Below are 15,009 nucleotides of genomic sequence, written 5' to 3'. Positions count from 1 at the left end.
AAACTAGTCAAGCAGGTCCAGTTGCAAGTACGCGGCGACCGCTTCGGCGCTGGGATGCTTGAGCTTGGGCACCCTTCCCAGGCATGGCGCGGGGAGTCGTTCAGCCAGGGTCGCGAGGTTTTCTTCCAGACGAGAGGTCTTGGGGTCGATGATATTGGCCACCCAGCCCGCCAGCGGCAACCCGTCCCGGGCGATGGCTTCTGCGGTCAACAACGCGTGGCTGATACACCCCAGCCGCACACCCACCACCAGGATCACGGGCAGCTTCAGCGCCTGGGCCAGGTCCGACAAATTGTCCTGGTCCGCCAATGGCACACGCCAGCCGCCCGCACCTTCGATCAAGGTGAAGTCCGCCTGTTTGGCGAGAACGTGCTGCATGGGTTTCAACAACGACTGCACCGTCAGCGCCACGCCGGCTTCACGGGCCGCCAGATGCGGCGCGATGGCCGGCTCGAAGGCCACCGGGTTGACCTCGGCATAACTCAACGGCAACGAACACTCGGCCAGCAACGCCAGGGCGTCCGAATTGCGCAGGCCCTTGGGCGTCAGCTGGCACCCAGAGGCTACCGGCTTGCCCGCCGCCGTACTTTTGCCGGCTTGCCGCGCGGCATGCAGCAGGCCGGCAGCGACGGTGGTCTTGCCGACGTCGGTGTCGGTCCCCGTGATGAAGTAAGCGGCATTCATAGAGGTTTCTCCAGGACGGCGTACACCACTTGATAAGTTGCCGGCAGGCCCTGGGCCTGGCGGAACTGCTCGTAGGCTTGCACCAGTGCAACAATCCGCGCCCGGCCCGTCAACCCTCCTGGGCGCCCCGGGTTCAGATTGTGCGCACCCAACGCTTTCAGTTCGTGGGTCAGGCTGCGCACGTCGGGGTAATGCAACACGTGGGGACACTGCTCCAGGCTGCGCACCCGCAAACCACTGGCTGCGCACAGTTGCTCATAAGCACTGAACGGCCGGAAGCGGTTCACATGAACCATGCCATCCGCTGCGCGCCAGCTTTCGCGCAACTCATCCAGCGTTCCCACGCAGAGGCTGGCAAACGCCAGCACGCCGCCGGGCTGCAATACGCGCCGCGCTTCGCTGAGCACTGCGGAAAAATCCGAGCACCACTGCACCGCCAAACTGGAGTAGATCAGCCCGCAACTGGCGTCCTGCAACGGCAAGCGCTCGGCATCGCCAGCGATGAAATGTTGTGCACCGCCCAGCGGCCGGGCGTGTTTGAGCATGCCCTCGGCGATATCCAGGGCCAAACCTTGGCTACCCGCAAATGACTGGCCCAGCACACGACTGAAATAGCCCGTGCCACTGCCCAGGTCCAGCCAGCGTTGTGGAGAAAGACCTTCGGGCAAACGCCGCAACAGCTCGCTGCCCACCGCACGCTGCAACTCGGCAACGCTGTCGTAACTGGCGGCTGCGCGGGAAAAGGAGGCCGCTACCTGGCGCTTGTCTGGCAAGCCGCCGGGCAGCACATGGGACAAATCAGTCATCACCGCACTCATGCAAAAAAGCCTGGATGGCCCCCGCCACACCGTGGGGGTCCTCCAGTAGAAAAGCGTGACCGGCCTGTTCAATCAGGCCGATTTCAACGTCAGGCAACAAGGCGAACAACTCACTGGCCACTTCAGCCGGAACCAGCCCGTCCAGCCCGGCAAACAGATGCAACTGCGGCCCTTGAAAGTCGACCAACGCCTGGCGGGTGTCCAATCGGCCCAACAGCTCCAGACCACTGAGCAAGGTCTGCGCGCAGGTTTTAGGGGCACCCGCCAGCAATAGCCGAGCAAGTGATCGGGGATCGCTGGAACCCCGGGCGCAAAGCAGACTGAAGCGTTTTAACGTCGCAACCGGATCAAGGCGGCAACCGTTAAGAAACGCAATAAAATCCTCTTCGTGCATGCCATGGTCCCAGCGGGACCAGGCCACGAAGCTTGCGTTGCTGGCAAAGGTGAGCAAACCGCAACAATGATCACCGCGCCGGGCGGCCAACTCGGCAGCAAGCATGCCGCCGAGGGACCAACCACCCAGCCAGACGTCTTGGGGCAAGGTCGAATCCAGCTCATCGAGCCACTCTTGAAGGTCGTCCGACTCCACGTCCGGCAACGGTTCGATCTGCACCTGCAAGTGTTCATCCAGCCCCTGCAACGCCGCCGCCAGCGGTTCCAGCGGCGAAACGCCGAGGCCCCAGCCAGGCAGCAATATCAGTCGATCACGCATGGTCGGGCTCCTGGCCTAACAAGCGGAAACACTCTTCCAATGCGCTTAACAATAGCTGCACCTGGGCTTCACTGTGGGCTGCCGTGAGAGTCACCCGCAGACGGGCACTGCCGGCGGGCACGGTTGGTGGGCGGATCGCGGTCACCATCAGCCCGCGCTCGCGCAGCATCTGCGACAACCGCACGGCGCGGGCACTGTCGCCAATCATGATCGGCTGGATCGGCGTGAAACTGTCCATCAGTTCCAGGCCAATCTGCTCGGCGCCCTGACGGAACTGGCGAATCAGCCCATTGAGATGCTCACGGCGCCAATGCTCGGTGCGCAGCAATTCCAGGCTTTTCAGCGTGGCACAGGCCAATGCCGGCGGTTGGCTGGTGGTGTAGATATACGGGCGGGCGAACTGGATCAGGCTTTCGATCAGCTCTTCGCTGCCCGCGACAAAGGCGCCAGCGGTACCGAAGGCCTTGCCGAGGGTGCCGACCAGCACCGGCACATCTTCCTGGCTCAAGCCAAAATGCTCGACGATCCCACCACCGTTGGCGCCCAAAGGCCCGAAACCATGGGCGTCATCCACCATCAACCATGCGCCCCTGGCCCGGGTTTCACGGGCCAGTGAGGGCAGATCCGCCAGGTCGCCGTCCATGCTGAACACGCCGTCGGTCACCACCAGCGTATTGCCGGTGGCTTTCTCCAGGCGCTTGGCCAGGCTTTCAGCATCGTTGTGCAGGTAACGATTGAAGCGCGCACCCGAGAGCAAACCGGCATCCAGCAACGAGGCGTGGTTAAGGCGGTCTTCCAGCACCGTATCGCCCTGCCCCACCAGCGCGGTGACGGCGCCAAGGTTAGCCATGTAACCGGTGGTGAACAGCAGCGCCCGCGGGCGACCAGTGAGGTCGGCCAGGGCCTCTTCCAGTTCATGGTGCGGCGTGCTGTGGCCGATCACCAGATGCGAAGCGCCGCCACCCACGCCCCAGCGAGCCGCGCCCGCGCGCCAGGCTTCAATCACTTGCGGGTGATTGGCCAGGCCCAGGTAATCGTTGTTGCAGAACGCCAGCAACGGCTGGCCGTCGACCACCACGTCAGGGCCTTGCGGGCTCTGCAGCAGTGGACGTTGGCGATACAGGTGTTCGGCACGACGAGCCGCAAGACGCGCGGCGAGATCGAAAGACATGAGACCTCGGTAGATCAGGTTGAACGCAGTCAAAAATGTGGGAGCGGGCTTGCTCGCGAAAGCAGTGGATCAGTCAGCTTATGTATTGGCTGACACACCGCCTTCGCGAGCAAGCCCGCTCCCACATTTGGGTGGCATTCCAAAGTGGACTTATCAAACAGCCGCGTTATAGAACTGCTCGCTGCTCTTCTGCTCCACCAGCGCCTGCTCGATCGCCGCCTGGTGCACTTCATCGGCGTGCTCTTCACGAGCTTCCGGCAAGATGCCCAGGCGCGAGAACAGTTGCATGTCCTTGTCCGCCTGCGGGTTGGCGGTGGTCAGCAGCTTGTCGCCGTAGAAAATCGAGTTGGCGCCAGCAAAGAATGCCAGGGCCTGCATCTGCTCGTTCATCGCCTCACGCCCGGCCGACAGCCGCACATGGGACTGCGGCATCAGGATGCGTGCCACCGCCAGCATGCGGATGAAGTCGAACGGGTCGATGTCGTCGGCGTTTTCCAGCGGCGTGCCGGCAACTTTCACCAGCATGTTGATCGGCACCGATTCCGGATGCTCCGGCAGGTTGGCCAACTGGATCAGCAGGTTGGCGCGATCGTCCAGGGACTCGCCCATGCCGAGGATGCCGCCCGAGCAGATCTTCATCCCCGAATCACGCACGTATGCCAGGGTTTGCAGGCGCTCGCCGTAGGTGCGGGTGGTGATGATCGAACCGTAGAACTCCGGCGACGTGTCGAGGTTGTGGTTGTAGTAATCGAGGCCGGCCTGGGCCAGGGCTTCGGTCTGGTCCTGGTCGAGACGGCCGAGGGTCATGCAGGTTTCCAGGCCCATGGCCTTCACACCTTTGACCATCTCCAGCACATAGGGCATGTCTTTGGCCGATGGATGTTTCCAGGCGGCGCCCATGCAGAAGCGAGTCGAACCGATGGCCTTGGCGCGAGCGGCCTCTTCGAGGACCTTCTGCACTTCCATCAGCTTCTCTTTTTCCAGGCCGGTGTTGTAGTGGCCCGACTGCGGACAATATTTGCAATCTTCCGGGCAGGCGCCGGTCTTGATCGACAGCAGCGTGGAAACCTGGACGCGGTTGGCGTCGAAATGCGCGCGGTGCACGGTCTGCGCCTGGAACAACAGGTCGTTGAAGGGCTGCACGAACAGCGCTTTGACTTCGGCTAAAGACCAATCGTGACGCAGGTGGGCAGTGATGCTGGCGCTCATGGGCGATTCCTTGATTATGCTTTGGCAAGCCCTGTGGGAGTAATACCCACAGGTACGACACGGATGCTCGGCATATTTAAGGAAGATTCATGCACTGTCAACTTGAGAACAAACACGAGGTTTACATCTGGTTAAAAAGCAACCAAACCTGTTTAGTCTGCGATGAAAGCAGCGGAACGGCCGATCCTGTCTGCAGCGCCTGCGAAACCGAGCTGCCTTGGCTGATGGAACATTGCGAGGTGTGCGCACTGCCATTGCCGGCGACTGGCCTGGTGTGCGGCCAGTGCTTGAAGCAACCTCAGGCGTTCAAGCAGGTCGTCGCGCCGTGGACCTACAGCTTCCCCATCGACAGCCTGATCAGCCGTTTCAAGCATCAGGCCCGCTGGCCGCTGGGGCACCTGCTTGCGCACCTGTTGGGACAATTCCTGCAACACCGCTATGAAGATGCCGCGCTGGCTCGCCCCGACTGCCTGCTGCCCGTGCCCTTGGCCCGCAAACGCCTGCGGGAACGGGGCTTCAACCAGGCGGCGATGCTCGCCCGCTGGCTGAGCAAGGACCTGAACATTCCCTGGGATGAGCACCTGCTGTCACGGCCGCGTGAAACCGTGGCGCAGCAAGACCTCGACGCCAGGACCCGCAAGCGTAACCTGCACCAGGCCTTCGCCCTGGCCGACGGCGCGCAAGTCAAAGGCCGGCACTTGGCGCTGATCGACGACGTACTGACCACCGGCGCCACCGCCAGCAGTCTCGCCCGCCTGTTGATGGATGCCGGCGCCCGACAGGTGGATGTGTATTGCCTGGCCCGTACGCCCAAGCCCGGCCCATGACTTGACTCGCGGGCGCCCTGCCCGCAACGTCTGCCCATTCCATCGAAGCGTGTAACCATGTCCCTGCCAACCCTCTTGAGCCAACACATCGTCCGTCGCCCGCAGCGCATTGCACTGCTGCAACATATTGCCGAACAAGGCTCCATCACCCGCGCCGCAAAGAGCGCGGGGCTGAGCTACAAGGCGGCCTGGGACGCCATCGACGAGCTGAACAACCTGGCGCAAAAGCCCCTGGTGGAACGCAGCGTCGGCGGCAAGGGCGGTGGCGGCGCCAGGTTGACGGCCGAGGGTGAGCGGGTATTACGCCTTTACCAACGCCTGCAGGTGCTGCAAGCCCAGGTGCTGGACTCCGCCGAAGACGCCAGCGACTTCAACCTGCTGGGCCGCCTGATGCTGCGCACCAGCGCACGTAACCAGTTGCACGGCCGGGTGATCGCCATCGACAGCCACGGCCGCAATGACCTGATTCGCCTGGAGCTGGCCGCTGGGCTGCGCCTGGATGCGCAGATCACCCACGACAGTACCTTGCGCCTGGAGCTGGAGATCGGCACCGAAGTCGTCGCCCTGATCAAGGCCGGCTGGCTTGAAGTACTGGCCGTCACGCAGGCAGCAACACCTGGACACAATTGCCTGGAAGGAAAAATCGAGGCCATTCTCGATGCCGAAGACGGCCCCAGCGAGGTGCGGATCACCTTGCCCAACGGCCAGGTTCTCTGCGCCCTGGCCCGGCCCGACGCGCTTGCGCAGATCCATGCCGCCGAAGGCCTGCAAGTGAAGGTGCAGTTCTCCCCCAGCAACGTCCTGCTGGGCACTCCGGTGTAGCGCTTCAAACTGCAACAATTTCGTCACGACTGCTCCCTAAGGTGGCTGCAAAAACCCGCAGGGAGCCTGAAATGAGCCTATTAGAAGAAAACCAAGCCACCGACCTGGAACAGATGGTCGGCCTCACCCGCCGGCGTTTTATCGGCGCCGGCGCCCTGTGCGGTGCCGCGATGTTCCTCGGCGGCAACCTGCTGACCCGCAGTGCCCTGGCGGTCAACGCCGCGTCGAACAGCCCACTGCTGGGTTTCACCAGCATCGCCGCAGCCACCAGCGACACCATCACCCTGCCGCCCGGCTACAGCGCTTCGGTACTGATCAGCTGGGGCCAGCCGCTGCACAAGAACGCGCCGGCCTTCGACCCCAGCGGCAACGGCACGGCCAAGGCCCAGGAACAGCAGTTCGGCGACAACAACGACGGCATGAGCCTGTTCGCCTTCCCCGGTGACGACAACCGCGCGCTGATGGCGATCAACAACGAATACACCAACTACCGCTACCTCTACGCCCACGGCGGCGCGCCGCAGTCGGCCGAAGACGTGCGCAAGGCGTTGGCCAGCGAAGGCGTGTCGGTGATCGAAGTACGGCGCAAAGGCGACACCTGGCAGTTCGTCCAGGACTCGCGCTACAACCGGCGCATCCACGGCAACTCGCCGATCCGCTTCGGCGGCCCTGCGGCGGGCCATGCCTGGCTGAAAACCAGCGCCGACAAAACCGGCAAAAAAGTCCTCGGCACCTTCCAGAACTGCGCCAACGGCAAGACCCCGTGGGGCACGTATCTCACCTGCGAAGAGAACTTCACCGACTGCTTCGGCAGCAGCAACCCGCAACAGCCTTTCGACGCCGGGCAGAAACGCTATGGCGTGGTCGCCGCGAGCAAAGACATCAACTGGCACCCCCACGACCCGCGCTTCGACATGGCCAAGAATCCCAACGAACTCAACCGCCATGGCTGGGTGGTGGAAATCGACCCGTTCGACCCGCAATCCACACCGGTCAAACGCACCGCCCTCGGCCGCTTCAAGCATGAAAATGCTGCGCTGGCGGAAACCCGCGACGGCCGCGCCGTGGTGTACATGGGCGACGACGAGCGCGGCGAGTTCATCTACAAGTTCATCAGCCGCGACAAGATCAATCACAAGAATCCCAAGGCCAACAAGGACCTGCTGGACCACGGCACCTTGTACGTGGCGATCTTCGACGCGGGCGACGGCAATGCCGACCATCCCAAGGGCCAGGGCCAATGGGTCGAGCTGACCTACGGCAAGAACGGCATCGACGCCAACAGCGGTTTTGCCAGCCAGGCCGAAGTACTGATCCACGCGCGCCTGGCCGCCAGCGTGGTGAAAGCCACCCGCATGGACCGCCCGGAATGGATCGTGGTCAGCCCCACCGACGGCCAGGTGTATTGCACCCTGACCAACAACGCCAAGCGCGGCGAAGACGGCCAGCCGGTGGGCGGCCCGAACCCGCGGGAGAAAAACGTCTACGGGCAGATCCTGCGCTGGAAGGCCAATGCCAACGACCATGGCGCGCCGGACTTCAGCTGGGATTTGTTCGTGGTGGCCGGCAACCCGGCGGTGCATGCCGGCACGCCAAAGGGCGGCTCATCCAACATCAACCCGCAGAACATGTTCAACAGCCCGGACGGCCTGGGCTTCGACAAGGCCGGGCGGTTGTGGATCCTCACCGATGGCGACTACAGCAACGGCGGCGACTTTGCCGGGATGGGCAATAACCAGATGCTGTGTGCCGACCCGTCGACCGGTGAAATTCGGCGGTTCATGGTGGGGCCGGTGGCCTGTGAAGTGACCGGGATCAGCTTCTCGCCGGACCAGAAAACCCTGTTTGTGGGGATTCAGCATCCGGGGGAAACCGGCGGTTCGACCTGGCCGGAGCATCTGCCAAATGGCAAGCCACGGTCCTCGGTGATGGCGATTCGTCGGGATGATGGCGGGATCATCGGCGCCTGATAAGGCCTCTTCGCGAGCAAGCCCGCTCCCACATTTGACCGAGTTCCACCTTTGGAATGCGGTCAAATGTGGGAGCGGGCTTGCTCGCGAAGGCGTCCGCACAGTCACCACCTATCTCGACCCCGGTGCGTTACCATACCCGGCCGGACGCGGCGCCCTGCTGCGCGCAGGAGTTCGCATGGCACACCCGTTTGAAACACTGACCCCTGACCTGGTGCTCGACGCAGTCGAAAGCATCGGTTTCCTCAGCGACGCCCGCATCCTCGCGCTCAACAGCTACGAAAACCGTGTCTACCAGGTCGGCATCGAAGACTCCGAGCCCTTGATCGCCAAGTTCTATCGGCCGCAACGCTGGACCAACGAAGCGATTCTCGAAGAACACAGTTTCACCTTCGAACTGGCCGAGTGCGAAGTGCCGGTGGTGGCGCCGATGATTCACAACGGTGAAAGCCTGTTCGAACACGCCGGTTTCCGCTTCACCCTGTTCCCGCGCCGTGGCGGACGCGCACCGGAGCCGGGCAACCTCGACCAGTTATATCGCCTCGGCCAATTGCTCGGCCGCCTGCATGCGGTCGGTTCCACCCGCCCCTTCGAACACCGCGAAGCCCTGGGCGTGAAGAATTTCGGTCACGATTCCCTGAACACCCTGCTGGAAGGCAACTTCATTCCTCGCAGCCTGCTGCCAGCCTACGAGTCCGTGGCCCGCGACCTGCTCAAGCGTGTGGAGGAGGTCTACAAGGCCACGCCCCACAAGAACATCCGCATGCACGGCGATTGCCACCCCGGCAACATGATGTGCCGCGACGAGATGTTCCATATCGTCGACCTCGATGACTGCCGCATGGGCCCCGCCGTTCAGGATCTGTGGATGATGCTCGCCGGTGATCGTCAGGAATGCCTGGGGCAACTGTCGGAATTGATGGACGGCTACCAGGAATTCCACGACTTCGACCCGCGCGAACTGGCCCTGATCGAACCGCTGCGCGCCCTGCGCCTGATGCACTACAGCGCCTGGCTTGCACGGCGCTGGGACGACCCGGCGTTCCCCCACAGCTTTCCCTGGTTTGGCAGCGAACGTTACTGGGGCGACCAGGTGCTGGCGTTGCGCGAGCAGTTGTCGGCGCTCAATGAAGAACCCTTGAAACTGTTCTAACGCACACCACAATCCCCTGTAGTAGCTGGCTTGCCGGCGATGCAAGCGCCTCGGTGTATCAGTGGAACCGAGGTGAAGCCATCGCCGGCAAGCCAGCGCCTACAGAAAAGCACATCCCACTGACTGACAAATATCCTTACAATCGCGGCTTTGTTAGCTGCCTAAGCAAGGATTCTGCATGCAAGCCGCCAACCCCCGTCGCGGGTACATATTGGGCCTGAGCGCCTACGTCATCTGGGGCCTGTTCCCGCTCTACTTCAAGGCCATCGCCAGCGTTCCCGCCGCAGAAATCATCGTCAACCGCGTGCTGTGGTCGGCGCTGTTCGGCAGTGTGCTGTTGATGGTCTGGAAACACCCCGGCTGGTTTCGCGAACTGCGGGACAACCCCAGGCGCCTGGCGATCCTGGCCCTGAGCGGCACCTTGATCGCGGCCAACTGGCTGACCTATGTGTGGTCGGTGAACAGTGGCCGCATGCTGGAGGCCAGCCTGGGTTACTACATCAACCCGCTGGTAAACGTGCTGCTGGGCATGGTGATCCTCGGCGAGCGCCTGCGCCGCCTGCAATGGGTGGCCGTGGGCCTGGCGGCAGTGGGTGTGGCGCAACAGGTGTGGCAAGTCGGCAGCCTGCCGTGGGTATCCCTGGTCCTGGCGGCGACCTTTGGTTTCTACGGGTTGATCCGCAAGCAGGCGCCGGTCAAGGCATTGCCCGGGCTGGTGGTGGAAACCTGGATGCTGGTGCCGATTGCCATCGCATGGTTGCTGTTCAACCCCTCGGCCCACAGCGCACAGATGGAATTCTGGAGCACTTCCGAAGCGTGGTGGCTGGTGGCCGCAGGCCCGGTGACGCTGATCCCGCTGGTGTGTTTCAACGCCGCCGCACGGCATTTGCCCTACACCGCCCTGGGCTTCCTGCAATACGTGGCGCCCACCCTGGTGCTGCTGGAAGCCGTGCTGTTGTTCAACGAACACCTGGCACCCGCCACGCTGATCGCCTTCTGCTTTATCTGGGCCGGCCTGGTGGTTTACAGCATCGACGCCTGGATGACTGTGCGGAAAAACTGATCAAATAACGTACAAACCTCTGCAAGCCACAGCCGGTGTGGCTTGCAGGCATTCACCCCAAGGTTATCCACAGCCTGGTCCCCGGCGTTTGTGCACAAGCCCTTGAAACTGTTCGTTTTTTAGCCAGCCGGCGAAGAGCCACGGCCCGCCTGGGCCGGACGCGGGTCTCTACAGGTTATCCACAGGCCCATGCAAGATTTCCATGCATAACCTTGTGGGCAACTATTCCTCGCTGCGTAGTTCCAGTTCCACCATCAAGTCGTCGGCCAGGGTTTCCAGCGCCGCTTGCAAAGTTTCCAGCGGCAGCGTCAACGGCACCGCCAGCAAGGCTTCGGCGTGGAACAGCAGGTCGCTGCTCATGGGCGCCGGGCGCACGTCGGTGATCAAGCGCTCCAGGTTGACGCCCTGCTTGCTGAGCAGCGCGGTGATGTCGCGAACAATCCCCGGCCGGTCGTTACCGACCAGTTCCATCGCGATGGGTTGCGACTCGCTGGGGGCGAGCGAACTGCTTTCGCCCAGCAGCACGCGAATGCCGTGGGTGGACAAGTCTTCCAGCGCGCCAATCAAGTCCAGCCGCTTTTCCGCCGGCACGCTCACCCGCAAAATCCCGGCAAACTGCCCGGCCATGTGCGCCATGCGGCTTTCCAGCCAGTTGCCGCCATGGGCGGCGATGCATTGGGCGATGCGTTCGACCACACCGGGTTTGTCCGGGGCGATGACAGTCAGTACGAGATGGTCCATGGTGTCGTCCTCTTCTTATGAAAATCAGGTAGGAACCAGGCGTTCCCCTCGTACCTACCAAGGTGGACTCAGGTAGCCACGAAAACAAATCGTGTACCATTTTTATATTTATATGGAACAATCCAATAGTTTTTTGAGAACATCCCGTACCCCACTGTGACCGTACGACCAAAGTGGGTCGCTAAACGACGTATTTAGTCTAATTTTCACAACCGCAACTCATCATGTAGTATGCCCAATCGCGCACTACATAACGTTAGGTCGATGTCTGCCAAGGCAACCACGCACCGCGACGCAGCCCGCCCAGCCGCCTTCAACGGCATGTACTGGTGCGGCGTATTCGCGGTTTACATGGCCAGAGGCTTCATTGGTAAATTGAAAAGCTGAAAAGCGCATAAGCTCCGCAGAGTGAGGCAAGCAATGACTGAACACGTTCAAGTCGGTGGCCTGCAGGTCGCCAAAGTCCTGTTCGACTTCGTGAACAACGAAGCCATTCCTGGTACCGGCATCACCGCCGACCAGTTCTGGGCCGGTGCCGACAAGGTCATCCACGACCTGGCGCCGAAGAACAAAGCCCTACTCGCCAAACGCGACGATTTTCAAGCGCGGATCGACACCTGGCACCAGGCGCACGCCGGCCAGGCCCACGACGCGGTGGCCTACAAAGCCTTCCTTCAAGATATCGGATACCTGCTGCCAGAAGCCGCGGATTTCCAGGCCTCGACCCAAAACGTCGACGAAGAAATTGCCCACATGGCCGGCCCGCAACTGGTGGTGCCGGTGATGAACGCCCGTTTCGCCCTCAACGCTTCGAATGCGCGCTGGGGCTCACTGTATGACGCGCTCTATGGCACCGATGCCATCAGCGAAGCCGACGGCGCCGAAAAGGGCAAAGGCTACAACAAGGTGCGTGGCGACAAAGTCATCGCCTTCGCCCGCGCCTTCCTCGACGAAGCCGCACCACTGGCTGCCGGCAGCCATGTGGATTCCACCGGCTACAAGATCGTCGACGGCAAGCTCGTGGTCAGCCTCAAGGGCGGCAGCAACAGCGGCCTGCGCAGCGATGCCCAGTTGATCGGCTACCAGGGCGACGCAGCCAAGCCGACTGCCATCCTGCTCAAACACAACGGCCTGCACTTCGAAATCCAGGTCGACGCCAGCACCCCGGTCGGCCAGACCGACGCCGCCGGCGTGAAAGACGTGCTGATGGAAGCCGCCCTGACCACCATCATGGACTGCGAAGACTCCGTCGCCGCCGTCGATGCCGATGACAAGGTGGTGATCTACCGCAACTGGCTCGGCCTGATGAAGGGCGACCTGTCGGAAGAAGTCGCCAAGGGTGGCAAGACCTTTACCCGCACCATGAACGCCGACCGCGTCTACACCGGTGCCGACGGCAAGGAAGTGACCCTGCACGGTCGTTCGCTGCTGTTCGTGCGCAACGTTGGCCACTTGATGACCATCGACGCGATCCTCGACAAGGATGGCAACGAAGTGCCGGAAGGTATTCTCGACGGCCTGCTCACCAGCCTGTCGGCGATCCACAGCCTTAACGGCAACACCAGCCGCAAGAACAGCCGCACAGGTTCGGTGTACATCGTTAAACCGAAAATGCACGGCCCGGAAGAAGCCGCATTCACCAACGAGCTGTTCGGTCGCATCGAAGACGTGCTGAAGCTGCCGCGCAATACGCTCAAAGTCGGGATCATGGACGAGGAGCGCCGTACCACGGTCAACCTCAAGGCTTGCATCAAGGCCGCCAGCGAGCGTGTGGTGTTTATCAACACCGGCTTCCTCGACCGTACCGGCGATGAAATCCACACCTCCATGGAGGCGGGCGCGATGGTGCGCAAGGCCGCCATGAAGGCCGAGAAATGGATCGGCGCCTACGAAAACTGGAACGTCGATATCGGCTTGAGCACCGGCCTGCAAGGCCGCGCACAAATCGGTAAAGGCATGTGGGCCATGCCCGACCTGATGGCCGCCATGCTCGAGCAGAAAATTGCTCACCCGCTGGCCGGCGCCAACACGGCATGGGTTCCTTCGCCAACAGCGGCTGCGCTGCACGCGCTGCACTACCACAAGGTTGACGTATTCGCCCGCCAGGCTGAGCTGGCCAAGCGCGAACGCGCGTCGGTCGACGATATCCTGACCATTCCTCTGGCCCAGAATACCGATTGGTCCGAGGAAGAAATCCGCAACGAGCTGGACAACAACGCCCAAGGCATCCTCGGTTACGTGGTGCGCTGGATCGACCAGGGCGTGGGTTGCTCGAAAGTCCCGGACATCAACGACGTCGGCCTGATGGAAGACCGCGCTACCCTGCGTATCTCCAGCCAGCACATTGCCAACTGGTTGCGCCACGGCATCGTCAATGAAGCCCAGGTGATGGAAAGCCTCAAGCGCATGGCGCCGGTGGTGGACCGTCAGAACGCCGGGGATGCGCTGTACCGCCCGCTGGCTCCGGATTTCGACAGCAACATCGCGTTCCAGGCAGCGGTGGAGTTGGTGATTGAGGGGACGAAGCAGCCGAACGGCTATACCGAGCCGGTGTTGCACCGTCGGCGTCGGGAGTTCAAGGCTAAAAACGGCCTGTAAATAAAAAAGCCCTGGTCGAGAGATCAGGGCTTTTTTGCAGCAGTTTAAGAAGAGCTGAGTTCATAACCACCATTGAGAACGACCGTATTACCATCCGACTCGAACCGCACATTCAAAAAGTTACCCTTGTGCGTGAAAGCTGTACCGGTCGGGGGGCGTTCAACTTCAAGAAAGATCTTCCCTTCAGTGGGTCCGAAATAATCCTTACCGTCCGGCGCCCGGTAAGTCACGCGCCTGCCCCTTGCCTCGAATTCATGAAAGCCGTTCGGCACATCGTGCCCATAATCCAGGTCAATACGCTCTTGACCTGCCCCAAGCACCGCTGTCCATGACAGGAACCCGAGGACTTCCTTGGTGCTGAAAAACCGAAACTTGCCGGGAGCAAGCACAAGAACAAAAGCATCCCCGGATAGTGCCCTCACCCTTGCGTCCTGCAAGGCCTCATCTTCAACTCGAAAAAGTTTGGTGCTCATAGCGAACTCCTGTTCATGGCTTTATGAGGCGCTGATCGACGATCAGCACACCCCAAACCAGTAAACAGACGCTCTCAAGCTATTCATACTGTCAGAATTGACAGTTCTTCGCGATATCAGACCAATGGCACCGTCTAGGACGCCATCCCCAACTCCCGCTTCACCATTTTCGCCAGCTTCACGCTATCAATCGGCTTGAGCAAAAAGTCCACCACGCTCAAATGCATCGCATCAATCACATCCGGCGCTTCGGCGTCACCCGACATGATGATGATCGGCAGCGCCGCCCGGGTGGATTCGCGCACCTGGCGAATCAATTGCAGCCCGTTGCTCGGCGTCATGCGCAGGTCGGTGATCAGCAAGCCGATGGAGCTGCTGGAACTCAACAAGTCCCATGCAGCCTCGCCGCTGTCGGCGGTCATGCAACGAATGCCGTCCAGGCCAAGAATTTCTGCCAACAGTTCGCGCGCGTCCTTGTCGTCATCCACGATCAAAACCCGTTGTGGCGGCAAATCCGGCTCCTGCATAACAGCACTCAGGGCCTCGCGCTCGGCATCACTCAAAATATCGTGGTCGGACATACGTTTCTCGGCAGTTCTATTCAATCTCCCAGCACAGAAGTCAGACATCGCCGGAAGGGCGAACAATGTGCACTTCGTCGGAAAGTTTGCCTAGTGGGCGTTCTACGGGGTTTGGACGATATTCATGTAAGGTTTTTCCCTAGTAAGTGAGGGCGAATCGCTACCTAGACTTACGTCCAATGGGCAC

14 protein-coding genes are annotated in these 15,009 nt (G+C 61.6%); 6 read left to right on the top strand and 8 right to left on the bottom strand.

Going from position 1 to position 15,009, the window contains the following annotated elements; translation table 11 throughout:
- Nucleotides 1-3 precede the first annotated feature (3 nt).
- The 5 genes from bioD to bioB form a co-directional block, all read right to left on the bottom strand.
- A complete protein-coding gene (bioD, locus tag HX811_RS15880; protein ID WP_008434374.1) occupies nt 4-684 on the bottom strand; it encodes a dethiobiotin synthase in 681 nt (226 codons plus the stop codon).
- Nucleotides 681-1,490, bottom strand: a complete 810-nt coding sequence (bioC, locus tag HX811_RS15875; RefSeq protein ID WP_177046500.1) for a malonyl-ACP O-methyltransferase BioC — start codon at nt 1,488-1,490, stop codon at nt 681-683. The genes bioD and bioC overlap by 4 nt, the downstream gene beginning before the upstream one ends.
- The gene (locus HX811_RS15870) at nt 1,483-2,214 is read right to left on the bottom strand and encodes an alpha/beta fold hydrolase (protein ID WP_177046499.1); all 732 of its coding nucleotides are present in this window, start codon (nt 2,212-2,214) and stop codon (nt 1,483-1,485) included. Before HX811_RS15870 ends, bioC begins: the two co-directional genes overlap by 8 nt.
- On the bottom strand, nt 2,207-3,385 hold the full coding sequence (gene bioF, locus HX811_RS15865) for an 8-amino-7-oxononanoate synthase (RefSeq protein WP_177008816.1): 1,179 nt from the start codon (nt 3,383-3,385) through the stop codon (nt 2,207-2,209). The genes HX811_RS15870 and bioF overlap by 8 nt, the downstream gene beginning before the upstream one ends.
- A gap of 153 nt (nt 3,386-3,538) precedes the next feature.
- Nucleotides 3,539-4,594 (bottom strand): biotin synthase BioB, encoded by a 1,056-nt coding sequence (gene bioB / locus HX811_RS15860; protein WP_177046498.1) that lies wholly within the window; start codon nt 4,592-4,594, stop codon nt 3,539-3,541.
- 89 nt (nt 4,595-4,683) lie between these two features.
- On the opposite strand from bioB, the gene HX811_RS15855 reads away from it, so the two are divergent.
- From HX811_RS15855 to rarD, 5 genes are all read left to right on the top strand, one after another.
- Nucleotides 4,684-5,421 (top strand): ComF family protein, encoded by a 738-nt coding sequence (locus tag HX811_RS15855; protein WP_177046497.1) that lies wholly within the window; start codon nt 4,684-4,686, stop codon nt 5,419-5,421.
- 57 nt (nt 5,422-5,478) lie between these two features.
- Complete coding sequence (locus HX811_RS15850) at nt 5,479-6,243, top strand: TOBE domain-containing protein (protein WP_003211075.1); 765 nt, start codon at nt 5,479-5,481, stop codon at nt 6,241-6,243.
- Nucleotides 6,244-6,314: 71 nt separating this feature from the next.
- The gene (locus HX811_RS15845; RefSeq protein WP_177046496.1) at nt 6,315-8,213 is read left to right on the top strand and encodes a PhoX family phosphatase; all 1,899 of its coding nucleotides are present in this window, start codon (nt 6,315-6,317) and stop codon (nt 8,211-8,213) included.
- 178 nt (nt 8,214-8,391) lie between these two features.
- Nucleotides 8,392-9,366: a serine/threonine protein kinase gene (locus HX811_RS15840; RefSeq protein ID WP_003211077.1), complete on the top strand. Its 975-nt coding sequence runs from the start codon at nt 8,392-8,394 to the stop codon at nt 9,364-9,366.
- 178 nt (nt 9,367-9,544) lie between these two features.
- Entirely contained in the window at nt 9,545-10,429 is an 885-nt protein-coding gene (gene rarD, locus HX811_RS15835) for an EamA family transporter RarD (protein WP_177046495.1), read from the top strand.
- A gap of 222 nt (nt 10,430-10,651) precedes the next feature.
- On the opposite strand, the gene HX811_RS15830 is transcribed toward rarD, so the two are convergent.
- The gene (locus HX811_RS15830) at nt 10,652-11,170 is read right to left on the bottom strand and encodes a glycine cleavage system protein R (RefSeq protein ID WP_177046494.1); all 519 of its coding nucleotides are present in this window, start codon (nt 11,168-11,170) and stop codon (nt 10,652-10,654) included.
- A gap of 420 nt (nt 11,171-11,590) precedes the next feature.
- Between HX811_RS15830 and HX811_RS15825 the strand changes: the two genes are divergently transcribed.
- Nucleotides 11,591-13,768: a malate synthase G gene (locus HX811_RS15825; RefSeq protein ID WP_003211083.1), complete on the top strand. Its 2,178-nt coding sequence runs from the start codon at nt 11,591-11,593 to the stop codon at nt 13,766-13,768.
- Between the two features lie 44 nt (nt 13,769-13,812).
- Here the strand turns inward: HX811_RS15825 and HX811_RS15820 are convergent, their stop codons facing one another.
- Both HX811_RS15820 and HX811_RS15815 read right to left on the bottom strand, forming a co-directional pair.
- On the bottom strand, nt 13,813-14,241 hold the full coding sequence (locus HX811_RS15820) for a hypothetical protein (protein WP_177046493.1): 429 nt from the start codon (nt 14,239-14,241) through the stop codon (nt 13,813-13,815).
- 134 nt (nt 14,242-14,375) lie between these two features.
- Complete coding sequence (locus tag HX811_RS15815; protein WP_003211086.1) at nt 14,376-14,822, bottom strand: response regulator; 447 nt, start codon at nt 14,820-14,822, stop codon at nt 14,376-14,378.
- Between the last annotated feature and the right edge of the window lie 187 nt (nt 14,823-15,009).

Source organism: Pseudomonas sp. F8002 (assembly GCF_013385495.1).
Lineage (GTDB): Bacteria > Pseudomonadota > Gammaproteobacteria > Pseudomonadales > Pseudomonadaceae > Aquipseudomonas.
Note: the sequence above shows the minus strand (reverse complement) of the source record. Positions and strands in the feature narration are given on the sequence as shown.

Excerpts from the sequence above, each read along its gene's own strand:
- bioD (WP_008434374.1), bottom strand. The coding sequence starts at position 684 with ATGAATGCCGCTTACTTCATCACGGGGACCGACACCGACGTCGGCAAG.
- bioC (WP_177046500.1), bottom strand. The coding sequence starts at position 1,490 with ATGACTGATTTGTCCCATGTGCTGCCCGGCGGCTTGCCAGACAAGCGC.
- HX811_RS15870 (WP_177046499.1), bottom strand. The coding sequence starts at position 2,214 with ATGCGTGATCGACTGATATTGCTGCCTGGCTGGGGCCTCGGCGTTTCG.
- bioF (WP_177008816.1), bottom strand. The coding sequence starts at position 3,385 with ATGTCTTTCGATCTCGCCGCGCGTCTTGCGGCTCGTCGTGCCGAACAC.
- bioB (WP_177046498.1), bottom strand. The coding sequence starts at position 4,594 with ATGAGCGCCAGCATCACTGCCCACCTGCGTCACGATTGGTCTTTAGCC.
- HX811_RS15855 (WP_177046497.1), top strand. The coding sequence starts at position 4,684 with ATGCACTGTCAACTTGAGAACAAACACGAGGTTTACATCTGGTTAAAA.
- HX811_RS15850 (WP_003211075.1), top strand. The coding sequence starts at position 5,479 with ATGTCCCTGCCAACCCTCTTGAGCCAACACATCGTCCGTCGCCCGCAG.
- HX811_RS15845 (WP_177046496.1), top strand. The coding sequence starts at position 6,315 with ATGAGCCTATTAGAAGAAAACCAAGCCACCGACCTGGAACAGATGGTC.
- HX811_RS15840 (WP_003211077.1), top strand. The coding sequence starts at position 8,392 with ATGGCACACCCGTTTGAAACACTGACCCCTGACCTGGTGCTCGACGCA.
- rarD (WP_177046495.1), top strand. The coding sequence starts at position 9,545 with ATGCAAGCCGCCAACCCCCGTCGCGGGTACATATTGGGCCTGAGCGCC.
- HX811_RS15830 (WP_177046494.1), bottom strand. The coding sequence starts at position 11,170 with ATGGACCATCTCGTACTGACTGTCATCGCCCCGGACAAACCCGGTGTG.
- HX811_RS15825 (WP_003211083.1), top strand. The coding sequence starts at position 11,591 with ATGACTGAACACGTTCAAGTCGGTGGCCTGCAGGTCGCCAAAGTCCTG.
- HX811_RS15820 (WP_177046493.1), bottom strand. The coding sequence starts at position 14,241 with ATGAGCACCAAACTTTTTCGAGTTGAAGATGAGGCCTTGCAGGACGCA.
- HX811_RS15815 (WP_003211086.1), bottom strand. The coding sequence starts at position 14,822 with ATGTCCGACCACGATATTTTGAGTGATGCCGAGCGCGAGGCCCTGAGT.